Genomic DNA, 19,950 nt, shown 5'->3' on the forward strand with positions numbered 1-19,950 from the left:
CCCTTAGGCTAATTGCTTCCTGCTAGCCTTGATGCCGTAGCTATAGCGCCCCCAAAATAAAATTAAAATTCACCTTTAAACCAGCTTTGCACTCGATGAAATAAACTTTCACCGGTCTTCTGCGTACTGGACTTCTTATTATCAGATTGTACTTTGCCATATTGCAGCAGTCCTACGACTGTCGCAAAGCCAGCATCATCAACATATTCGGACAAGCCTTTTACGTTGATGGGTTTGCCCACGCGCACGGGCATCTGGAAAAGTTCTTCGGCAAATTCAACAGCACCTTCCATCTTAGCGGTACCGCCAGTAAGTACAAGACCTGCTGCGATTTGCTCTTCCAGACCGCTGGCACGAATTTCATCATGTACCAGCTCAAAAAGCTCTTGATAGCGAGGTTCTATAACCTCAGCTAACGTATGGCGAGACATCACTCTAGCTGGGCGTCCACCCACGCTAGGTACTTCAATGCTGTCTTCCATACTCACCATATCTTTCAATGCACAGGCGTAATTCACCTTAATTTCTTCTGCATTGCTAATAGGCGTTCTAAATATTTTAGCGATGTCACTAGTAATTTGATTACCCGCAACCGGTATAACTGCGGTGTGGCGAATGGCACCATCTGTGAAAATAACCATATCCATTGTGCCGCCACCGATATCAACCACGCATACGCCAAGTTCACGCTCGTCGTCAGTGAGAACCGCATAACTCGATGCCAATGCTGAGAAGATCAACTGATCGGCATTAAGTTCACAACGCTCTACACATTTCACCATATTTTTCGCCATATCGTCGGCACAGGTAATAATGTGAGCATCAGCTTCCATTCTTACTCCTGACATACCAATAGGGTTTTTAATGCCTTCTTGCACATCAATAGTAAATTCTTGTGGTAACACGTGTAGTAGACGACGTTCAGCTGCAATTGGCACACTGCGCGCTGCATGAATAACGTTATCTACGTCTTCTTGTGTTACTTCCTGATTGTTAATCGGTACCATGCCATTTTCATTTTGGCACTTAACGTGGCGACCCGAGATAGACATGAAAACTGAAGACACACGGCAATCTGCCATTAACTCCATCTCGTTCACAGCACGCTGCACTGACTTAACCACCAGGTTCAAATCGTTAACGCCGCCCTTATCCATGCCTTTCGATGCATGGGTGCCCACGCCAACAATACTGATTTGATCATCTTCTAGTAATTCACCCACCACAGCTTTTACTTGGCTGGTGCCGATATCCAGTCCTACAATCAAATTGCGTTCAGCAGGTTTTGACATGGTTTCCTTAACTCTCTTCATCTGTGGCGCTGTCGTCTTTCCATCCGACTGCTACGCCCGTGTCATAGCGAAGGTCGACGTATTTCACCGCCTTCTCTTGTTGCGCCAGAAGTGGATAAACATCAATAAAGCGTTGTAGCCTATCGATAAACTCCTGACGTCCTAAATTCAATTTAATGCCGTTTTTCAACTGCACTTGCCATGCAAATCGCTCACTTAAAGATAACTCTTCTAACGTCATATCCGTTGTCGAGATTAGCGCGTGCATGGCATTGTAGCCCTCAAGGGCGGTTTTTTCACTGCCGCCCGGCCCGTAAAGGCGTGGTAAATCTAACTTCACGCCCTCGTTGTTAAACGTATCGCCATAAGGGTTTAACAACAAATCTTCATTCCATTGTGCAACCGGCTGCTGCTCTACCAAATAAATTTTTAACGTATTTGGCCATTTCTTTCTAACTGACGCGCGATAAACCCAAGGCTGCGCTTCAACGAGCTCAAATACTTCGTTGACGTCAAGCGCGAAAAAGCTTCCAGGCTGCGCTTTGCGAATTAACCGCTCTAACTTGGTAATATCAATGTGCTGATAATCACCAGAAAAATCGATAACCTGTACCGGCATTTGCTGTTCATCCTGCAAATACTGGTTTGCTTTAAGCCCACCAAACACTAATCCTGCAATAACAAACAGTAAGAAAGCGACGCCGCCCCACACTGCCTTCTTGCTTTTACCGCCTTTTAAAGAAGCAGGCTTCTTTTGATTAGTATTGGTATCAGCCACGTTTACGCCTTGTTTGCAACGTCATCGAAACTAGTAGAAAGAATACTCAGTACCAGTTCGTCAAATGTTAGTCCTGCAACTTTGGCTGCCTTCGGCACCAAACTTTTCTCTGTCATGCCAGGTACTGTGTTCGCCTCTAGCAAATAAAATTGCCTTTGGTTGTCCTGCATAACGTCAATTCTTCCCCAACCGCTGCCAGAAATAGCGTCGAAAGCACGAGATGCCAGTTTTGCTAGCTGTGCTTCTTGCTCTTCAGACAAGCCGCTTGGGCAATAGTATTCTGTTGTATTATCCTGATATTTCGCAGCATAATCATAGAATGTATGTGGAGTAGACATGCGAATAGACGGCAACGCCTGTCCCTGCAATACAGAAACAGTGAATTCGGGGCCATCTATGTACTGCTCTAACAGGACTTGATTATCGTATTTAAAGGCATCCTGAATGGCAGTTTCGAGCTGTTTAGCGCTTGTCACTCTCGCCATGCCAATACTCGACCCTTCTCTGGCCGGTTTTACCATGACTTCATTCCCCAATTTATCCATTATAGCGCTGCACTTACCAGCTTCAAAGTGCCTTTTATCAGCAATTTCATATTTTGCAGTGGGTAAGCCTAAACTTTGCCACACTTGCTTAGTATGAATTTTGTCCATTGCCAGCGCAGAGCCTAAAACTCGGCTTCCCGTGTAGGGAATTTTTAGGAACTGAAGAGCTCCTTGCATAGAGCCATCTTCACCACCGCGACCGTGCAGCATGATTAGTGCTCTATCAACGTTTAGGTCGAGAAGATCGGTAAGCGGTCGCTCTGCTGGGTCAAACGCAAACGCATCGACGCCTTGTCTTAACAGTGCATTTAACACCGCATTGCCCGAATTAAGCGATACTTCCCGTTCGGCAGAATCTCCACCAAGCAGCACAGCTACTTTGCCATACTCGCTCGGCGAATGGGTTTGCTGTGAGTGAATACTTACTGAGGGTATAGACATCTTATTCCCCTTCCTTTGCAAGTGATGTTGCTTCTAGTTCATGGCGGGCTAGAAGCTTAGCAATTTGTCCAATATTGCCTGCGCCTTGGGTCATGACGATGTCGCCATCTTGCATGATATTCGCCAAAATAGCTGGTAAGGCGTCTTTGTCACCTACGTATACAGGCTCGATTTGACCACGCTGACGAATGGAACGGCACAACGCTTTACTGTCAGCCCCTTCAATGGGCTGTTCACTGGCAGCGTAAACATCCAGAAGCAACAAGGCATCAACGCTCGACAGTACTTCGACAAAATCTTCATAAAGGTCGCGGGTGCGCGTAAAGCGATGAGGCTGGTAGACCATAACTAAGCGCTTGTCAGGCCAGTTTGCACGAGCCGCAGCGATAGTCGCCTTTACTTCGGTTGGGTGGTGACCATAGTCATCGACTAAACACACCTCTCCTTTACTGGTAGTAAATGTACCTAGCTGCTCGAAACGACGGCCTATGCCGCCAAAACTAGCAAGTGCGCGAATGATAGCGTCGTCATCTACACCTTCATCCGTTGCTACCGCGATAGCAGCAAGGGCATTAAGCACATTGTGGTTACCGGTAAGATTCAGCGTAATATCTAACGGTTCGCGTTCTGGGCGAATAACCGTAAAATTCGCTTTACCGAATGACAAAGACACGTTTTCTGCACGGTAGTCATTGTGAGATTCAAAACCGTAAGTAAGAATACTTCGGCCTATACGAGGGCGAATCTCTTGGATATTCGCATCGTCACCGCATACGATGGCCTGCCCGTAAAATGGTAGGTTCGACAAGAAATCGACAAAGGTGTCTTTAACCTTTGAGAAATCGCCACCATAAGTATCCATATGATCGGCTTCAATATTGGTCACTACAGAAACCATCGGCTGCAAATGAAGGAACGACGCGTCACTTTCATCAGCCTCTGCAATCAGATAGCGGCTTTTACCCAAACGCGCATTGGTGCCAGCACTGTTAAGCAAACCGCCGATAACAAACGTAGGGTCATATTCCGCTTCTGCAAAAATCGTTGAAATTAAACTGGTTGTGGTCGTTTTACCGTGCGTGCCTGCCACTGCAATACCGTGGCGGAATCGCATCAGTTCAGCCAGCATTTCTGCACGCCGGATGATCGGAATGCGCTTTTCACGAGCAACCATAATTTCTGGGTTTTGCTCATTGATGGCGCTAGACACCACAATAACGTCCATCCCTTCAACATTTTCAGCTCGATGGCCAATTTTCACATCAGCACCTAATTCACTTAAGCGCTGTGTCATTGGCCCTTCTTGAATGTCAGAGCCAGCAATGGCATAACCTTCGTTTAATAATACTTCGGCAATACCCCCCATACCGGCACCGCCGATACCAATAAAGAATATATTTTTAACCCTGCGCATTTGCGGGCTTTCAAATGGGGTTTTAAAAACCATTAGTCCCCTACTCCTACCACGCTTTTAACGTGGCTTACTACATTTTCCGTGGCATGAGTGCTTGCACATGTTTTCGCTACAGCACCCATTCTTAAGCAGTCTTCAGGGTGTTGTAACCACTGACGCACCGCCTGCCCTAAATTTTCTTTTAATACAGATTGAGCAATCATTAGTGCCGCATTTTGCCTCACTAGCGACTGCGCATTTTTTGTTTGGTGGTCGTCAACCGCGAACGGTAGCGGAACGAAGATCGCTGCCCGCCCCGCTGCTGCAACTTCACTTACCGTAAGCGCACCGGCTCTACATACAATAAAGTCTGCCCATTCATAAGCTGCGGCCATGTCATCAATAAAATCACTGACATCGATTTTCGACATATCTGCGCCCACCGACATATATGCCTGCGAAACACCTTCACTGTTACCTTTTCCGCACTGGTGCTTTATCGATAATCCATCGAGTACACCGCAAGTATTGGGCACGGTTTCATTTAAAATCTGTGCACCTAGGCTTCCGCCAACGACAAGCATATTCAGGCTATCCGTTCGCTCACTGCTGTTTTCAAGAGTGGCTTCGCTATTACTCGCGTTAATGTCTACAGATTTGGGCATTACCTGCCAAATTTCATCACGGACAGGATTGCCCACAGTATGCACCTTAGCCCCTACACCTGAAAATTGTTCTTTCGCATCGTCAAAGCCCAGAAGCACCCGACTTGCGATTTTACTAAGAAGCTTATTGGTCATGCCCGCAGCAGCATTTTGCTCATGTACTATCACAGGAATACCTAAGCTTTTTGCGGCAACGCCGCCTGGGCCGCTGGCATAGCCGCCAAACCCAATAACGATGTCAGGCTGTAGGCGTTTTATAATTCGTCTTGCTGAAAACAAGCTTTTTACTAAAGCAACAGCACCTTGAAGACGTGCCGAAACACCTTTGCCACGAAGCCCTTTTACCGGAATAAAGTGAATAGGTATGTCGTGCTTAGGCACAACTTGCGCTTCCATTCGCTCGGCGGTGCCTAACCAATGAATGTCCCAGCCTTCATTTCGAAGCGCGTTTGCCACTGCAAGTCCTGGAAAAACATGTCCGCCAGTACCGCCAGCCATAATTAAACAACGCTTAGCCATTATCTGCCTCCTGCGCTACCCGCGCGAGTATGGCTTTAATGCCAGCTTTGCCTTCATCTTCCGCACTTGATGTTTTAGTGGGTTTAGCTTCAACCGTCGCTGTAGAAAAGTCAGCTTCGTCGCTCTTGTCCTCTGTACTCGCCCCACTTTCAGCATGTGCCGCTTTAGATTGCGACGCGTTAGTAGGAATAGGCTTTTTACGACGGGCTTTGCTTTTACTGGACTTGCTATCGCCTCGGCCAATCGCCTGTACGCCATCAACCCGTAATTCAAAATCGATACGAAGTAATATGGCTACAGCTACTGACATAATGATAAGTGATGAACCGCCGTAACTAACTAACGGCAGTGTTAGCCCTTTGGTTGGCAGGATACCCGCGCTTGCACCAATATTTACCGCCGTCTGGAAACTGAACCAAATGCCTATGCTGTAAGCCATGTAACCATCAAACGCTCGCCCTTTTTCAAGGGCCTTATTTCCAATGCTTAGCGCACGTAATACCATCCATAAAATAAGGCCAAGTACGGCAAGCACGCCAACAAATCCGAGCTCTTCAGCTAAAATAGCCATAACAAAGTCAGTGTGTGCTTCGGGTAAGAATTCCAATTTTTGTAAGCTATTGCCCAGGCCTTGTCCGAACCAGTTACCGCGGCCATAGGCCATTAAAGACTGGGTAAGCTGATAACCAGCACCAAATGGATCTGCCCAAGGATCTAAAAAGGAGGTAACCCGTTTCATTCGGTATTCTTCAAACACAATAAGCGCTACAACCGCCAATATGCCCGCGAACACCAATGCAAAGAACTGCCAAAGTCTTGCACCTGCTAAAAACAACAGGCCAATTGTGGTGGCAAACATCACGACAACTGTACCTAAGTCTGGCTGTAGCAGTAACAGCATCGCTAACGCAAAGAACACGACTAGAGGCTTAATAAAGCCTTTTAGGTTTTCGGTAACTTCTTCGTAGCGACGGACCAAATATCCTGCCAAATACGCAAAGAAAAAGAGCTTAGCTGGCTCGGCCGCTTGAATGGTGATAGGTCCAATCGCCAACCAGCGGGTACTCCCGTTTACAGTTCTTCCCACTACCAGTACTGCTAGCAATAGCGCGATGGCCGCGAGCAGAAGATAGGGATTTGTCATGCGCCAAAACTGCATGGGCAAATTGAGCACTACCATAGCGGCAATGATCGCCCCAACTATATAAATACCGTGGCGAATCGCAAAATAGAAGGGGTTGTCGTGCAGCCTATCGGCCACCGGCATAGACGCAGAAGTAACAATAACAACGCCGATGCTCATTAGTGCGAGCGCAATTAAAATGAGCGTTACATCATAGGGTTGCGTTGCCGAGGGCTGCCCGTCATGCTTCGCAGCAAATAACGCGCTAAGTTTGGTAGAGGCAGTCATCATGATGAGGCCTCCACAGTACTGTTGCTCTGACTATGTAGATTATGTAGTTCGTGTACGTCTTGTTTAAACACGTCACCTCGATGCATATAGTTTTTAAACATATCTAAGCTTGCACAGGCAGGCGAAAGCAGCACAACATCACCAGGGGCAGCAAGTCTTGTTGCTGCTTTCACGGCGTCTTTCATGGTTGCCACACGAGTAGTATGCGCAAAACTCTTTTCAAACAAGTGTGCATCTTTGCCCAATGCAAACACGTGCGAGACATATTTAGTCAGATAAGGCGAGAGGCTGGCTATATCAGCACCTTTAGCGTCACCACCTGCAATAAGAATCAGCTTTCCTTGTATAGTCGGGGCTAACCCTTCAAGGGCCGCGACCGTGGCGCCAATGTTGGTTGCTTTGGAATCGTCGATATAGCGGATGTCGTTTACACGGGCTATTTCCACACAGCGATGTGGTGCAGATTTAAAACTGTATAAGTGTTTAACCGCGAACTCTGGCGAAACACCTAGCTGTTGGCATATGCCTAATGCAGCCATGATGTTAAGCACATTATGCATGCCCGCTAAATGGATATCGCTAAGGGCAATAAGCTTTTCGCCATTAAACGTAATGTATAGACTTTGTTCATCGTCACGAGCACTACCATCACCGTCGAAAGACGCAATCGCAAACCCTGTGGTCGACTCCCCCAGTCCATATTCAACGATAGTTTTTGACGCTAGCGCGTCTTCATTAAATTCGGCATTAGATACGCCATCAGATACGGCATTTGATGCAGCATTACCCTTAGCATCAGCAATAAGCTGCTCGTCTGGCGCAACAAACTCACCATCTCGCCACACAATCGCAGATTTCGCGTTATCAAAAATGCGATGTTTGGCATCAATATAGGCTTCAAGGGTACCGTGACGGTCTAGGTGATCATCGGAAATATTAAGCACTGTGGCAGCTTCGAGTTCCAGGCTAGACGTAGTTTCAAGCTGAAAACTTGATAGCTCCATCACCACTACATCTGCATCACTTTGAAGCGCTTCAAGCACAGGGCGACCTACGTTACCCGCTTCAATACTTTTTACGCCGCAGCTTTTAAGCAGATGGTTCACTAATAAAGTAACCGTGGTTTTACCGTTAGAACCGGTTATGCCTACTACGCGCTTAGCTGGCGTAGCGCCGTTTTTGGTGGCATTTAAACGGGCGAACAACTCAACATCGCCGATTACTTCAACGCCACACTTTTGCGCTAAAGCCACTTGTTCAATATTAAGTGCAAGACCTGGGCTTAACACCAAGGTGTCTACGCCATCAAAGTAGTCTTCGCTTATGGCATTGCAAGTGACCTTATCTGCCATAAAAGCTTGCATGTCAGTATCAAGATCAGCAGATGCAGTAAAATTAGCACGTGTATCAAACGCTTTAACCGTTGCCTTTTGTTGCAACAAAAAGCGCACGCAAGCCTGACCTGTAACACCTAGGCCACCGACTACATAACTATGCTCACGTACGTTATACGACATTACGATTTATCTCTTTACCGCTTATCTAAGTTTGAGGGTAGCTAAACCCACCAATACCAAAATGATTGAAATGATCCAAAAACGCACGATAACTCGCGGCTCTGGCCAGCCCTTCAATTCGTAGTGATGGTGAATAGGCGCCATACGAAAAATACGCTGGCCCCGCAATTTGTAAGAACCTACCTGAAGAATGACCGACAGGGTTTCCATAACAAAAACACCACCCATGATGATTAACACGAGTTCTTGGCGCACTAATACAGCCAGCACGCCTAATGTGCCGCCTAACGCTAATGAACCAACGTCACCCATAAATACTTGTGCCGGATACGTGTTAAACCATAAAAAGCCTAAACCAGCCCCGACCATGGCGGTGCACACAATCACTAGTTCACTGGTGAGCGGAATATGAGGAATATTCAGGTATTCGGCAAAGTTCGCATTACCTGTTACATAAGCAAATATGGCAAATGCGCCCGCCACTAAAATAGTGGGCACGATGGCAAGTCCATCCAAGCCATCGGTAAGGTTTACCGCATTACTGGTGCCTACAATGGCAAAGTAGGTAATAATGATGAAGAACGCACCCAACTGCGGGAACACTTCTTTGAAGAAAGGCACCAATAGTGAGGTTTCAGCGCTTATTGTTGCACTGCTGTATAGATAGAATGCGACGCCTAACGCAACCACTGATTGCCAGAAATATTTCCAACGGGCGATGAGCCCCTTCGAGTCTTTGCGGATCACTTTTCTGTAGTCGTCAACAAATCCAATAATACCGTAGGCCACAACCACGGTAAGGGTTACCAAAACATAACGGTTAGTCAGGTCAGCCCAAAGCAGGCCGCTTACTACAATTGCTGCGAGTATAAGTAACCCGCCCATAGTGGGCGTGCCTGATTTTGATAAATGGCTTTGCGGGCCATCGTCTCGTACAGTTTGACCAATTTGCATGCGCTGCAAATAACGAATCATCTTAGGGCCAATTAAAATGGCAATAAGTAATGCGGTCAGCGTGCTTAAAATTGCGCGAAGGGTAAGGTATGAAAATACGTTAAACCCTGAATCGAATTGTGTCAGCCAGTCGGCTAGCCAAATTAACATGCTATTCGCTCCCGACGGCTATCGTGCTTTCCCAGCGTAGAGGCCTCGACCGCCTCTACCACACGTTCCATTTTGGAACTGCGTGAACCTTTAACTAAAATTGAAATATCGCGCTGCTGCACTAACAAATCACTCTCCATTGCGGCCAACAAACTTTCAACATCGCTGAAATGACCACCGTTTTCATTAAACACAGCACTGGCTGATTGACTCAAAACACCCATGGTATACAGGTAATTAATTCCTTTTTGTTTAGCGTATTCCCCCACCTGCTCGTGGTAGAAACGCGCTTTTTCGCCCAACTCTTTCATGTCGCCTAGCACAAGAACGCGGATGCCTGAAAAGCTACTTAGCGTATCAATTGCTGCATTAACAGACGCTACGTTGGCGTTGTAGGTGTCATCTAATAGGCGAACTTGTTCGGTAAGCTGTTTCACATTCAAGCGACCGCTAACTTGCTTCATAGCAAGTAGACCGTCTCGCACATTTTCCAATGTGGCGCCGACTTGTAGTGTTAGCGCTGCAGCAACAAGGGCATTACCCACGTTGTGAACGCCAGGAATAGTCAGTTGAATAGACATATCACCCTGCGGGCAAACCAAGTGGAATGCGGCGCAGCCATCTAATCCAATGGTGATATCTTCTGCTCTAAAGTCGGCATTATTTTTCTGCTGAGGGGAAAACGTAAGCGTTTTAGTCTGTTTAAGTTTGCCTTGCCAAAATTCGGCAAACTGACTATCAACGTTAACTACCGCCACGCCATCACTTCCTAAACCTTTAAAAATTTCACTTTTGGCGCGCGCTACACCTAGCAGACTGCCAAAGCCTTCTAGATGAGAAGCGGCGGCGTTTACGATAGTCGCTACGTCCGGCTTAACAAGGTTCGTGGTATAGGCGATTTCGCCAATGTGATTTGCGCCTAGTTCCATCACCGCGTATTCATGCTGAGGCTCAAGGCGTAAAAGGGTTAGCGGCACACCGATATCATTATTGAAGTTACCGTTTGTGGCTAATACATTGCCCCTTCGCTCCAAAATGGCGGCACACATTTCCTTTACGGTGGTTTTACCACTGCTTCCGGTAATCGCAATCGTTTTGGGCGCCACATTAGCTTTAACTGCTGCACCTAATAGACCAAGTGCTTCTTTGGTATCTTCAACCATGATGACAGGTAACGTGGTCGCTACGTCTTCACTGGCAATAACCGCGCTTGCTCCCGCTTTTTCGGCCGTTGAGATAAAGTCGTGGCCGTTGAAATTTGGACCTTTCAAGGCCAGATAAACTGCGCCATCTTCAAGGGTGCGGGTATCGGTACTTACTGCTGATACTTCGATGTCAGCAGCGCCTTTTAATAATTTCCCATTAACCTTTTCGGCTATCCATGACAGCGTTGTTGTTATCATTTGCTGTACTCCTGTTGCAGTCGCGCCACAACTGCACGTTCGTTATAGTTAGTCTTTTTGTCACCGATAATTTGGTAATCTTCATGGCCTTTTCCGGCCACAATGATGATGTCGCTTTCATGCGCATGCTCAAGGCAGTGACGAATAGCTTGCTCGCGGTCTGGAATAGACACTGCCAGCTCAGAATTTTTCAAGCCCGCAATGATGTCCTTGGCAATAGACTCAGGGCTTTCGCTTCTGCTGTTGTCGGTAGTGATCACAATAGCGTCAGCGCCTGACTCAGCAGCTTGGCCCATTAGCGGTCGCTTACCTTTATCACGGTCGCCACCACAACCAAACACACACCATACTTTGCCCGTTGTATGGAATTTTGCGCTTAACAGCACTTTCTCCAGAGCGTCTGATGTATGCGCGTAGTCCACCACCAAGTTAGCGGCACCTGTTACAGGGAAAACTTCCATTCGCCCGGGTACGGTCGTGATTGCATTTACCGCGTTTACCACGTCATCAAAACGCTCGCCTTCAGCGAGTAACGTACCTATAGCGCTAAGTACATTACTGATATTGAATTTTCCAAATAGTGGCAGCGAAATAGCAGCGCTTCCCCACGAACTCACCAGTTCAAAGCTACATCCACCTGCATGATAAGAAGCATTTGTGGCGAAACAATGGCGACTTTGAGGATTGTTATGCGCTCGCATCAACTCACTTTCACCGCTTTCATCCAGACCGCTTCCATTCAGACCACTTTCGTCTATACCTGTCCAGACGCGTGTAATCGTCTTAACTGCTGCGCCATCCCACTTCTTACTTTCATTATCATTAGCGTTTAATACCACAGCCTTTAAACCAGGCTGCTTAAGCAGCAAGCGCTTGGCTTTGCCGTACTCTTCCATAGTGCCGTGATAATCGAGATGATCTCGAGTAAGGTTGGTGAAAACAGCGATATCGGTTTTTACTGTACCAAGCCGTCCTTGAACCAATGCGTGAGAACTTGCTTCGAAGGCCGTATGGCGCACTTCACTTTGCACAAAGTCTGCCAACAAGTACTGCATACGTATGGCATCGGGCGTAGTGTTTGCTGCCGGCGTGTTCGACCACTGGGTTTCATCGCCTTCAAACACACTGCTCCCTAAGGTTCCAATACTTGCGCTACGTGTACCTAACGCATCCTTAAGCTGGGTAAGCAATTGAACTGTAGAGGTTTTTCCGTTAGTCCCTGTCACTGCCACCGTGGTCATTTTCTGGGCAGGGTAGTCATAAAATGCAGCAGCTAATGCAGAAAGCATTTGCGGTAGTTCATATAGCGAAATGATGACACTGTGGTCGCGCATTTCCATTTGACCATGGGCATTACTGTCTTCAGTTTGCGCCAGAATTACACGGGCCCCTAAACTTATTGCCTGGGGTATAAAATCTCGACCATCGCGTTCGTGACCTTTCACAGCAACAAACGCTAAGCGCGTATTCACTTCTCGGCTGTCTAGCGTTAAACCCTCAATGCGAATATCGGGGGCGTCTACACCAAATTTTGCCAATAAGGCTTTTATACTTTGAATAAAGGCACTAACTACCACTTTGACCTCCTTTCAATAAGCGGCTAGAAGTCACCTGCTTGTCATCGGGCGTAACGTTTAACATATGCAGTGCGCCACCCATAATTGATGAAAAGACAGGTGCAGCGGTATCCCCCGCGTGATACAAATCACCACCAGGTTCGTTAATCAACACAATAGTCACTAGTCTAGGGTCAGACACTGGTGCAATACCGGCGAAAATATTGACGTACTCTTCACCGTAGCCTCCGGCTACCGCTTTTCTGCTAGTACCTGTTTTCCCAGCGACTCGATAGCCCGGAACCGCTGCTTTTGTTGCCGTGCCGCCACGCTGGGTGACGCTTTCCATCATTTGAACAATGGCTTTTGCGTTTTCTTCGCTGATCACCCGTTCTGATTGAGCTTGCCACGACGGTTGTTCCGGTGACTTGATGATATTAAGTGGTGTTTTTATACCGCCGTTTGCCAGCGTTGCGTAAAGACGCCCTAGCTGTGCTGTAGTTACAGAGATACCGTACCCAAACGACAGCGTGGCTAATTCAAACTCAGACCAGCGACTGCGCTCATGGAAAATACCGCTACTTTCCCCAGCCATATTAAGTCCAGTATCGCTCATTAAGCCCATGTTGTAGTAAGTATCCAGCAGGAACTGCTTAGGCACTGAAAGCGCCAGCTTAGACGTCCCCATATTGGAGGAATGCTGAATAATTTCTTCTAGCGTTAGCTCGCCGTAATTGCGCGAATCTTTTACTAGGCTGCCACCCAAACGCATCCAACCTGGATGGGTGTTTACTGAATCTTCAGGCTCAACGTCACCGAATTCCAATGCAGTGAGGACAGCAAGAGGCTTCAATGCTGAGCCTGGTTCGAACGCATCAGTAATAACCCGGTTACGCATTCTGTGCGCAGAAATATCGCTTCTATCGTTAGGATTGAATGACGGTGCATTCACCATGGCTAATACATCACCGCTTTTTACATCGATGACAATGGCGGAAGCCGAACTTGATTGATAGTAAATCATGGCTTCTTTAATTTCTTTATAAGCAAGTGCTTGAATGCGCTGATCGATAGTCAGCTGCAGATCACCGGCTTTTTCACCAGATTTTGTTTCTAATATTTCAACTTGGCGTCCTTTCGCATCGCGGCGTATTTTACGAGAACCTGGCGTGCCTGTTAGCCACTCGTTATACATGCGCTCTAAGCCTTCAACGCCCGTGTCGTCCACATCAGTAACACCGATTAACTGCGCTGAAACTTCACCAGTCGGATAGTAGCGACGGCTTTCACGACGAAGATAAATGCCCGGAATGTCTAGTTTATCAACGTACTCTGCCATTGCAGGCGACACTTGACGCTGTAAATAAACGAAGCGGCGTTTGGGGTTTGCCACTTTTTCTTTGAGTTCATTCACGTCTTGGCGCAGTACATCCGCCAGCGCTTCCCAGCGGCGCTCTTCCTCAAAGCCGTTGTTTTCATGAATAATCTTAGGGTCTGCGTAAATGGCCCGAACAGGCACACTCACCGCCAGCTCAACACCGTTCCTGTCGGTAATAAGCCCGCGATAGGTTGGCATGTCACGGGTTCTAAGCGTGCGGTTGTCGCCCTGTTGAATAAGCTCGTCTGGCTCGATAACTTGAATGTAGGCCGCGCGGGCAGCCAACACGCCGAATACCAGCATGATTACAACAAGCACAACCACAAAACGCCAGTGCACCAAGCTTGGCGTTACATTTTGTTTTGCACCTGTATTTTTGCGTTTACGAGAAAGTGCAGATGTGCTCATTTTAGCCTCACCACTACTTCGTCGTCTGCCGTGGCACGGTACATTTCTAACTGCTTTTCAACCAAATTTTCTATGCGGTTATGCTCGGTCAACGCTCGTTGCTCAAGCACCAAGTTACGCCACTCGACATCAAGATCATCTTTCTCTTGCATCAGGTCTTCAAGAGCAATGACCTGCTGTCTGTTGTGATGACTGCTAAGTGTCACTGCCATGGCACTTGTGATAACCATTAAATACAACAAAACCCGCAACTTGTTGCGGGTCAAATCTGAAACAATTATTAGCAGTAATTTAAAATTAGTGCTGGCCTTGTCTGGCGCGGCTTTGGTCATAACTTTTCTGCCACACGTAATACCGAACTGCGAGAGCGAACGTTGTTCGCAATCTCCTGCTCTGAAGGTTTTATTGCTTTGCCCAAGGCTTTTAAGACTTTATCTGCATCTATTTCAGCTTGGGTTATCGGCAAATTATGCGGTACAACTTTCCCTTTACTTTGATCCTTAATGAAGCGTTTTACTAAACGGTCTTCAAGCGAGTGAAACGAAATAACGGCAAGACGGCCTTCTTTCGCCAACACTTGCGTCGCCGCTTTAAGGCCTACGCGAAGTTGCTCAAGTTCCGCATTGATATAAATGCGAATGCCTTGGAATGCACGAGTTGCCGGATGTTTAAACTTATCCTTTACAGGAACCGCTTCGTCGATAATCTTGGCTAGCTGAGCGGTGCGCGTAATGGGCGTTTCTTTGCGCGTATTTACAATGGCATGGGCTATGCGTTTGCCGAATTTTTCTTCACCAAACTCTTTAATAACCTGCGTGATGTCTTGTTCTTCGGCGCTAGCCAGCCAGTCTGCAGCACTTTGTCCACGAGAGGTGTCCATACGCATATCCAGCGGGCCGTCACGTAAAAAGCTAAAGCCACGCTCGGCATCGTCAAGTTGAGGTGAAGACACGCCCAAATCCATAAGCACACCGTCAATCTTACCTGTTAACCCTAGCGCTTCGATTTCTTCTGCCATATCACCAAACGGTGAATGAATAATGCTAAAACGCTTATCATCGGCGAAGCGTTCTGCCGCTTTGATTGCTTGTGGGTCACGGTCAAAGGCGATGAGTCGCCCGTGTTCGCCCAATGCTTCTAAAATATGCGCTGAGTGCCCTCCACGGCCGAAAGTGGCGTCAATATAGATACCGTCCGGTTTAATCGCTAAGGCTTCAATGCATTCATCAAGCAATACAGAAATATGTTTAAATTCGCTAGGCTGCGTCATAGAGAAAAGTCCTGTAATCGTTCGGTAAGTTCAAATTCGCCTTTGCGTTCGGTGTCTATATCAGCTTCAACTTGTTGTGCCCAAATATCGGCATCCCAAATTTCGAATTTGTTTAACTGACCAACTAACATGACTTCTTTTGAGAGTTTTGCGAAACTTCGCAGTGGAGTAGGAACAAGAATGCGCCCGCTTTTATCCATCTCACCTTCTGAAGCATAACCTAGTAGCAATCGCTGCAAGCGACGCTCGGCTGGGATCATGCTTGAAAGTTTAGAGAGTTTAAGCTCGATCTCTTCCCATTCGGGAAGTGGGTAAAGCAGCAAACAACTTTGTTGTGTATCGACAGTGCAGACCAGTTGTCCCTGACAATCATCCAGCAGCGACTGACGATACTTCGTCGGTATAGCCAGTCTGCCTTTTGTATCCAGATTGATTGCGTTAGCGCCGCGGAACATTCCCCTAGCCTTTTATTATTTGCTCTTGGTTTTCTTGTTTTTTGAGTACTAATCTGCAAAGTGATGATGATTTGATCCACAATTCGCCACATTTACCCACTGAGATACAGTTTAGGTATCAATGATCCCCACTGTCAAGTAGAAAAAAGGCGTGAAAGCCGCATAAACACTGGGTTTAAACTGTCTTTATATACAGTTATTTTAGGAAGTGTATGATTAGGCGTGTAAAAAAGATTAAAAAATATTCAGGCGGGAATAATTAAACTTCAAATTTATCGATGAACGGCTGTTTTTAAAAACATTGAAGACGCTTGTTAACTTAAAAGCGATTTATAGGTATAAACGCAAAAAATGAACTACCAACCGAAGCTGATAGTTCATTGTTAATAATTGCTAGCTATCAATAATAGATAGCTGACTTGCTTTAAAAGCGGTAAGAAGCCGTAAGTGACGCGACATCGCTTTCTATATCGCTGTCGATATCTGTTTCATAGCTTGCTGACACTGAGAACTGCTCATTTACCCAGTAATCTAAAGCCACCCCTGCTGTTTTTAAGTTGTCAAAGCCGTCGGGCGCATTGGTATAGCTATAGCTGCCTTGAACGCTTAGACCTGGGCTAAAGAAGTAACGCGCACTTCCAAATAATACATCAACATCATCGGCAATGTATTGGGCAGTGAAGTCCCAACCCGTTCCCCCGTTTCCTACCGTGGTATAGCGTGTAAATACGAGTGGTGAAGTTTCATTTTCGCTTTCGCTATAGCTATTTGTACCGTCATTAATTTCATAACTAGCGCGCTGATAAATTAAACCTGCGCCTATCTGCCATTGACGTGACAAATTAAACCCTACTTTTAAATCGATATTGGTGTAATCCTCATCACCAAAGTCTTCGTCAAATTTACTGTGAGCACCTTCAATCGCCAGCATCCACTTATCGTCGAAATAAAAAGTAGTACCTAAGTTAAACACGTCGATACCATCTAAATTAGCGTACCCACCAGACAAGCTTGATACACGCTGTAGATAAGGGTTAATAAGGTAAGCGCCGCTGTTTCCGCTCACTTCATCAAGGTAGCGCACATATCTAGCACCGTAAAGGTTGTCATCTAACCCTTCAAAATCAACAACTGTAACTTGTACTTCGTTTTGCGTAGCAGCATGAGCAGCTGACATTGAAAATACTGATGCGGTGATAATTGAAAGTGCAGTTAACGTAGTTTTTAGCTTATTTGTGTTAGTGTTCATGTCTTTGTCCTTAAAAATGTGTTGGGAACTGTAATAACCAGCCCGCATAAGATAAGATATTAAAACTTAACGATTTCTGAACGAAACATGACGAAGTCTGAACGAGTGCAAAAGACATAAAAAAACCCGCTGTTAAGCGGGTTTTTGGTATTCAGAATTGAGAAGCTATTAAGCTTTTGGTGCCGCTTCAGCGTCAGCTTTAACCGCTGAAAGCTGCATGCTGCGAATTGGGTTTTCTGTGTCGTTAGAAAGCTCAACAAGGCGGTTTAGCTGACCAACAGACATCATTACTGCGTAGATAGCACCTAGGAAGCCTTGCTTGTGTAGCTCAAGCACCTGCTCTTCTGGCAGCTCAAGAAGCTTCTTCTCATTGATGCTCATCATGCCAGTAACATTGCGCTGTTTACCATCTTGGTAAGTAAGGCGAATTTGAATTGGGTCAAGAAGGTCCAGTTCAACGACTTTTGCAACAAAGCGCTGAGTTAACATTTCGCTATTCGCAAGGTCTGCTAGGAATTTCTGACGATTATCTAGGAACTCGCTTGCTTCACCAGCTTCAGTGAATAGCGCTTGGCCTTCGTCAGAAATAAGGTCAGAGTTTTCATCAATGTAAACGCCAAGCTTGTCGCCGTCTGGACGCACGTCGAATGGATAGCGAAGGATGTTCATTGGAACGTGAGGGCCTTTCCAGCTGTCGCCAGTTAGAAAAAGGTTTTGACCTTGTTCCATACCAAGCATAGTCACAACGTGGTGACGCTTTGATGTAGTGTCTTCAATGAACACTAGCGGCATAGTGGCTGCTAGTTGTGCAAATTCACGGATCGTTGCTGCTGCAAGGTGTGTATTTTTCGCAAAGCTGAAAGATGTATTTACCGCAACCTTTAGGTCTTTATGCTTTTCTTTATCTAGCGGTACAAAATTAATAGCCATATTTATTTCTCATACTTGTTAGCTGTGGCCCCGGCTTGATTATGTGAGAAGAGCGGGTGCCACTAAAAAATTACGTCGGCCGCGCTGATGCATAGTAGTCATCGATAATTGGCGGAGCGCTTGGGAGTATCCCGTATTCGCGCAATGAAGTCACGCAGTCTTCACCATAACAAGTTTTAAATTTTTATTGCAATGTAAACTTGAAGTAAACAAGCACAAGCGCTCTAAAAATGAGCAATATCGACCAATTTATGGGTTAACGAGAGCAATCTGAGGTAAATGCATAGCAAGTAAAAGCCTATTGTCGCGGTGTGCATTATCCTTTAGTCTCGTAATGCTATTAAGTTAGCGGTTGTTGACCTAAGCGATAAAAAAACAAAATAAGGATTTTCTATGAAGGGGCGCTTCCCACTCTCATCTTGCGCATTACTTATCTCTGCGCTTGTTGCTTCACACTCTGTACTTGCTGAGACCTCTACTTATTCAGCATCTGAAAAAGCTATCAAGATCGCACAAGAAACTATTATTGTTGATGGTCACATCGATGTACCTTATCGAGTTAAGGAAAAGTGGGTTGATGTCACTAAAGCCACGCAGGACGGCGACTTTGACTACCCTCGTGCAGTAACTGGTGGCTTGAACGCCCCTTTTATGAGTATTTACGTGCCTGCTAGTTTAGACAACTCTCCAGAATCTACGCAGCTTGCCCATGAGCTCATCGATTCAGTAGAAGCCATTGTTGCCCGTGCACCTGATAAATTTGCCATTGCTAAAAGCCCTTCTGACGTAAAAGCCCAATTTGAAAAAGGGTTAATTTCACTTCCAATGGGCATGGAAAATGGTTCGCCTATTCAAGGTGATCTGGCGAACCTATCGGCTTTTTACGAGCGCGGGATTCGCTACATTACCCTTGCTCATAGTCAAGCTAACCACATTTCTGACTCTTCGTATGACCTGCGCAGAAAATGGAAAGGCCTTAGCCCGTTTGGCAAAACCTTAGTGGGCGAAATGAACAACATTGGCATCATGCTAGATATTTCCCATGTGTCTGACGACGCCTTTTACCAAGTTATTGAGTTAACAAAGGTACCAGTTATAGCATCGCACTCTTCACTGCGCCGCTTTACCCCCGGTTTTGAGCGCAACATGGACGACGAGATGATCAAAAAACTCGGCGAAAATGGTGGTGTTATTATGATTAACTTTGGTTCTAGTTTTGTATCTAAAGAAGCTGGCAAGTGGCGTAGTGGCCTTACTGCAGCGCGCAAAGCCTTGGTTGAAAAAGAAGGCGAAGACAGCCCTAAGCTAGAGAACTTTGAAGAGAATTATCGCAAAGAAGTGCCATACCCTTATTCAACCCTTGATGAAGTGCTTGACCATATCGATCACGTGGTAAAACTGATTGGTGTTGATCATGTAGGTATTGGTTCAGACTATGATGGTGTAGGTGACTCATTACCCATTGGGCTTAAAGACGTGGCGAGTTTTCCAAACCTAGTACAAGGATTGCTGGATAGAGGTTATAGCCGTACCGACATTGAAAAGATATTGAGCGGAAACCTTATGCGTGTTTGGCAACAAGTTGAGGATTATGCGAAAGATCATGCGGCAGCGCTCTAGTCGCGCAACGCTT

The 19,950-nt window shown here is 46.3% G+C and carries 17 protein-coding genes; 1 reads left to right on the forward strand and 16 read right to left on the reverse strand.

Going from position 1 to position 19,950, the window contains the following annotated elements; all coding sequences use genetic code 11:
• Positions 1–62 precede the first annotated feature (62 nt).
• The 16 genes from ftsA to AC27KT_RS15380 all read right to left on the reverse strand — a co-directional run bounded on the left by ftsA (position 63) and on the right by AC27KT_RS15380 (position 18,317).
• Positions 63–1,292 carry a cell division protein FtsA gene (ftsA, locus tag AC27KT_RS15305; protein ID WP_071815699.1) on the reverse strand — a complete coding sequence of 410 codons (1,230 nt, stop codon included), beginning with the start codon at positions 1,290–1,292 and terminating at the stop codon, positions 63–65.
• Positions 1,293–1,299: 7 nt separating this feature from the next.
• A complete protein-coding gene (locus AC27KT_RS15310) occupies positions 1,300–2,070 on the reverse strand; it encodes a cell division protein FtsQ/DivIB (protein ID WP_487131363.1) in 771 nt (256 codons plus the stop codon).
• A gap of 2 nt (positions 2,071–2,072) precedes the next feature.
• Positions 2,073–3,056 carry a D-alanine--D-alanine ligase gene (locus AC27KT_RS15315; RefSeq protein WP_487131365.1) on the reverse strand — a complete coding sequence of 328 codons (984 nt, stop codon included), beginning with the start codon at positions 3,054–3,056 and terminating at the stop codon, positions 2,073–2,075.
• 1 nt (position 3,057) lies between these two features.
• Positions 3,058–4,503, reverse strand: coding sequence for a UDP-N-acetylmuramate--L-alanine ligase (gene murC, locus AC27KT_RS15320; protein WP_487131367.1), 1,446 nt, complete (start codon positions 4,501–4,503; stop codon positions 3,058–3,060).
• Complete coding sequence (gene murG, locus AC27KT_RS15325; protein ID WP_487131369.1) at positions 4,503–5,633, reverse strand: undecaprenyldiphospho-muramoylpentapeptide beta-N-acetylglucosaminyltransferase; 1,131 nt, start codon at positions 5,631–5,633, stop codon at positions 4,503–4,505. Before murG ends, murC begins: the two co-directional genes overlap by 1 nt.
• Positions 5,626–7,047, reverse strand: a complete 1,422-nt coding sequence (gene ftsW, locus AC27KT_RS15330) for a cell division protein FtsW (RefSeq protein ID WP_487131371.1) — start codon at positions 7,045–7,047, stop codon at positions 5,626–5,628. The genes murG and ftsW overlap by 8 nt, the downstream gene beginning before the upstream one ends.
• Complete coding sequence (gene murD, locus AC27KT_RS15335) at positions 7,044–8,564, reverse strand: UDP-N-acetylmuramoyl-L-alanine--D-glutamate ligase (protein ID WP_487131373.1); 1,521 nt, start codon at positions 8,562–8,564, stop codon at positions 7,044–7,046. The genes ftsW and murD overlap by 4 nt, the downstream gene beginning before the upstream one ends.
• Before the next feature lie 21 nt (positions 8,565–8,585).
• Positions 8,586–9,668 carry a phospho-N-acetylmuramoyl-pentapeptide-transferase gene (mraY, locus tag AC27KT_RS15340; protein WP_014950432.1) on the reverse strand — a complete coding sequence of 361 codons (1,083 nt, stop codon included), beginning with the start codon at positions 9,666–9,668 and terminating at the stop codon, positions 8,586–8,588.
• On the reverse strand, positions 9,662–11,071 hold the full coding sequence (locus tag AC27KT_RS15345) for a UDP-N-acetylmuramoyl-tripeptide--D-alanyl-D-alanine ligase (protein ID WP_487131376.1): 1,410 nt from the start codon (positions 11,069–11,071) through the stop codon (positions 9,662–9,664). The genes mraY and AC27KT_RS15345 overlap by 7 nt, the downstream gene beginning before the upstream one ends.
• Positions 11,068–12,648, reverse strand: coding sequence for a UDP-N-acetylmuramoyl-L-alanyl-D-glutamate--2,6-diaminopimelate ligase (locus AC27KT_RS15350; protein ID WP_487131378.1), 1,581 nt, complete (start codon positions 12,646–12,648; stop codon positions 11,068–11,070). Before AC27KT_RS15350 ends, AC27KT_RS15345 begins: the two co-directional genes overlap by 4 nt.
• Positions 12,638–14,413 (reverse strand): penicillin-binding transpeptidase domain-containing protein, encoded by a 1,776-nt coding sequence (locus AC27KT_RS15355; RefSeq protein WP_487131380.1) that lies wholly within the window; start codon positions 14,411–14,413, stop codon positions 12,638–12,640. The genes AC27KT_RS15350 and AC27KT_RS15355 overlap by 11 nt, the downstream gene beginning before the upstream one ends.
• Entirely contained in the window at positions 14,410–14,745 is a 336-nt protein-coding gene (gene ftsL / locus AC27KT_RS15360) for a cell division protein FtsL (protein ID WP_487131382.1), read from the reverse strand. Before ftsL ends, AC27KT_RS15355 begins: the two co-directional genes overlap by 4 nt.
• A complete protein-coding gene (gene rsmH / locus AC27KT_RS15365; protein ID WP_487131384.1) occupies positions 14,742–15,683 on the reverse strand; it encodes a 16S rRNA (cytosine(1402)-N(4))-methyltransferase RsmH in 942 nt (313 codons plus the stop codon). The genes ftsL and rsmH overlap by 4 nt, the downstream gene beginning before the upstream one ends.
• Positions 15,680–16,138, reverse strand: coding sequence for a division/cell wall cluster transcriptional repressor MraZ (gene mraZ / locus AC27KT_RS15370; RefSeq protein WP_012519465.1), 459 nt, complete (start codon positions 16,136–16,138; stop codon positions 15,680–15,682). Before mraZ ends, rsmH begins: the two co-directional genes overlap by 4 nt.
• Positions 16,139–16,562: 424 nt before the next feature.
• Positions 16,563–17,387 (reverse strand): hypothetical protein, encoded by an 825-nt coding sequence (locus tag AC27KT_RS15375; RefSeq protein WP_487131387.1) that lies wholly within the window; start codon positions 17,385–17,387, stop codon positions 16,563–16,565.
• A 168-nt stretch (positions 17,388–17,555) separates the two neighbouring features.
• Positions 17,556–18,317 (reverse strand): SapC family protein, encoded by a 762-nt coding sequence (locus AC27KT_RS15380; protein WP_487131389.1) that lies wholly within the window; start codon positions 18,315–18,317, stop codon positions 17,556–17,558.
• Between the two features lie 393 nt (positions 18,318–18,710).
• On the opposite strand from AC27KT_RS15380, the gene AC27KT_RS15385 reads away from it, so the two are divergent.
• Positions 18,711–19,937 carry a dipeptidase gene (locus AC27KT_RS15385; RefSeq protein WP_487131391.1) on the forward strand — a complete coding sequence of 409 codons (1,227 nt, stop codon included), beginning with the start codon at positions 18,711–18,713 and terminating at the stop codon, positions 19,935–19,937.
• Positions 19,938–19,950: the final 13 nt, after the last annotated feature.

The organism is Alteromonas sp. 5NW40-0090 (genome assembly GCF_057552975.1).

Bases quoted from the DNA above. Each gene is read 5' to 3' on its own strand.
- murD (WP_487131373.1), bottom strand. From the start codon at position 8,564: ATGTCGTATAACGTACGTGAGCATAGTTATGTAGTCGGTGGCCTAGGT.
- AC27KT_RS15385 (WP_487131391.1), top strand. From the start codon at position 18,711: ATGAAGGGGCGCTTCCCACTCTCATCTTGCGCATTACTTATCTCTGCG.
- rsmH (WP_487131384.1), bottom strand. From the start codon at position 15,683: ATGACGCAGCCTAGCGAATTTAAACATATTTCTGTATTGCTTGATGAA.
- murC (WP_487131367.1), bottom strand. From the start codon at position 4,503: ATGGTTTTTAAAACCCCATTTGAAAGCCCGCAAATGCGCAGGGTTAAA.
- ftsL (WP_487131382.1), bottom strand. From the start codon at position 14,745: ATGACCAAAGCCGCGCCAGACAAGGCCAGCACTAATTTTAAATTACTG.
- mraY (WP_014950432.1), bottom strand. From the start codon at position 9,668: ATGTTAATTTGGCTAGCCGACTGGCTGACACAATTCGATTCAGGGTTT.
- AC27KT_RS15345 (WP_487131376.1), bottom strand. From the start codon at position 11,071: ATGATAACAACAACGCTGTCATGGATAGCCGAAAAGGTTAATGGGAAA.
- mraZ (WP_012519465.1), bottom strand. From the start codon at position 16,138: ATGTTCCGCGGCGCTAACGCAATCAATCTGGATACAAAAGGCAGACTG.
- AC27KT_RS15355 (WP_487131380.1), bottom strand. From the start codon at position 14,413: ATGAGCACATCTGCACTTTCTCGTAAACGCAAAAATACAGGTGCAAAA.
- murG (WP_487131369.1), bottom strand. From the start codon at position 5,633: ATGGCTAAGCGTTGTTTAATTATGGCTGGCGGTACTGGCGGACATGTT.
- AC27KT_RS15375 (WP_487131387.1), bottom strand. From the start codon at position 17,387: ATGAACACTAACACAAATAAGCTAAAAACTACGTTAACTGCACTTTCA.
- AC27KT_RS15380 (WP_487131389.1), bottom strand. From the start codon at position 18,317: ATGGCTATTAATTTTGTACCGCTAGATAAAGAAAAGCATAAAGACCTA.
- AC27KT_RS15315 (WP_487131365.1), bottom strand. From the start codon at position 3,056: ATGTCTATACCCTCAGTAAGTATTCACTCACAGCAAACCCATTCGCCG.
- ftsA (WP_071815699.1), bottom strand. From the start codon at position 1,292: ATGTCAAAACCTGCTGAACGCAATTTGATTGTAGGACTGGATATCGGC.
- ftsW (WP_487131371.1), bottom strand. From the start codon at position 7,047: ATGATGACTGCCTCTACCAAACTTAGCGCGTTATTTGCTGCGAAGCAT.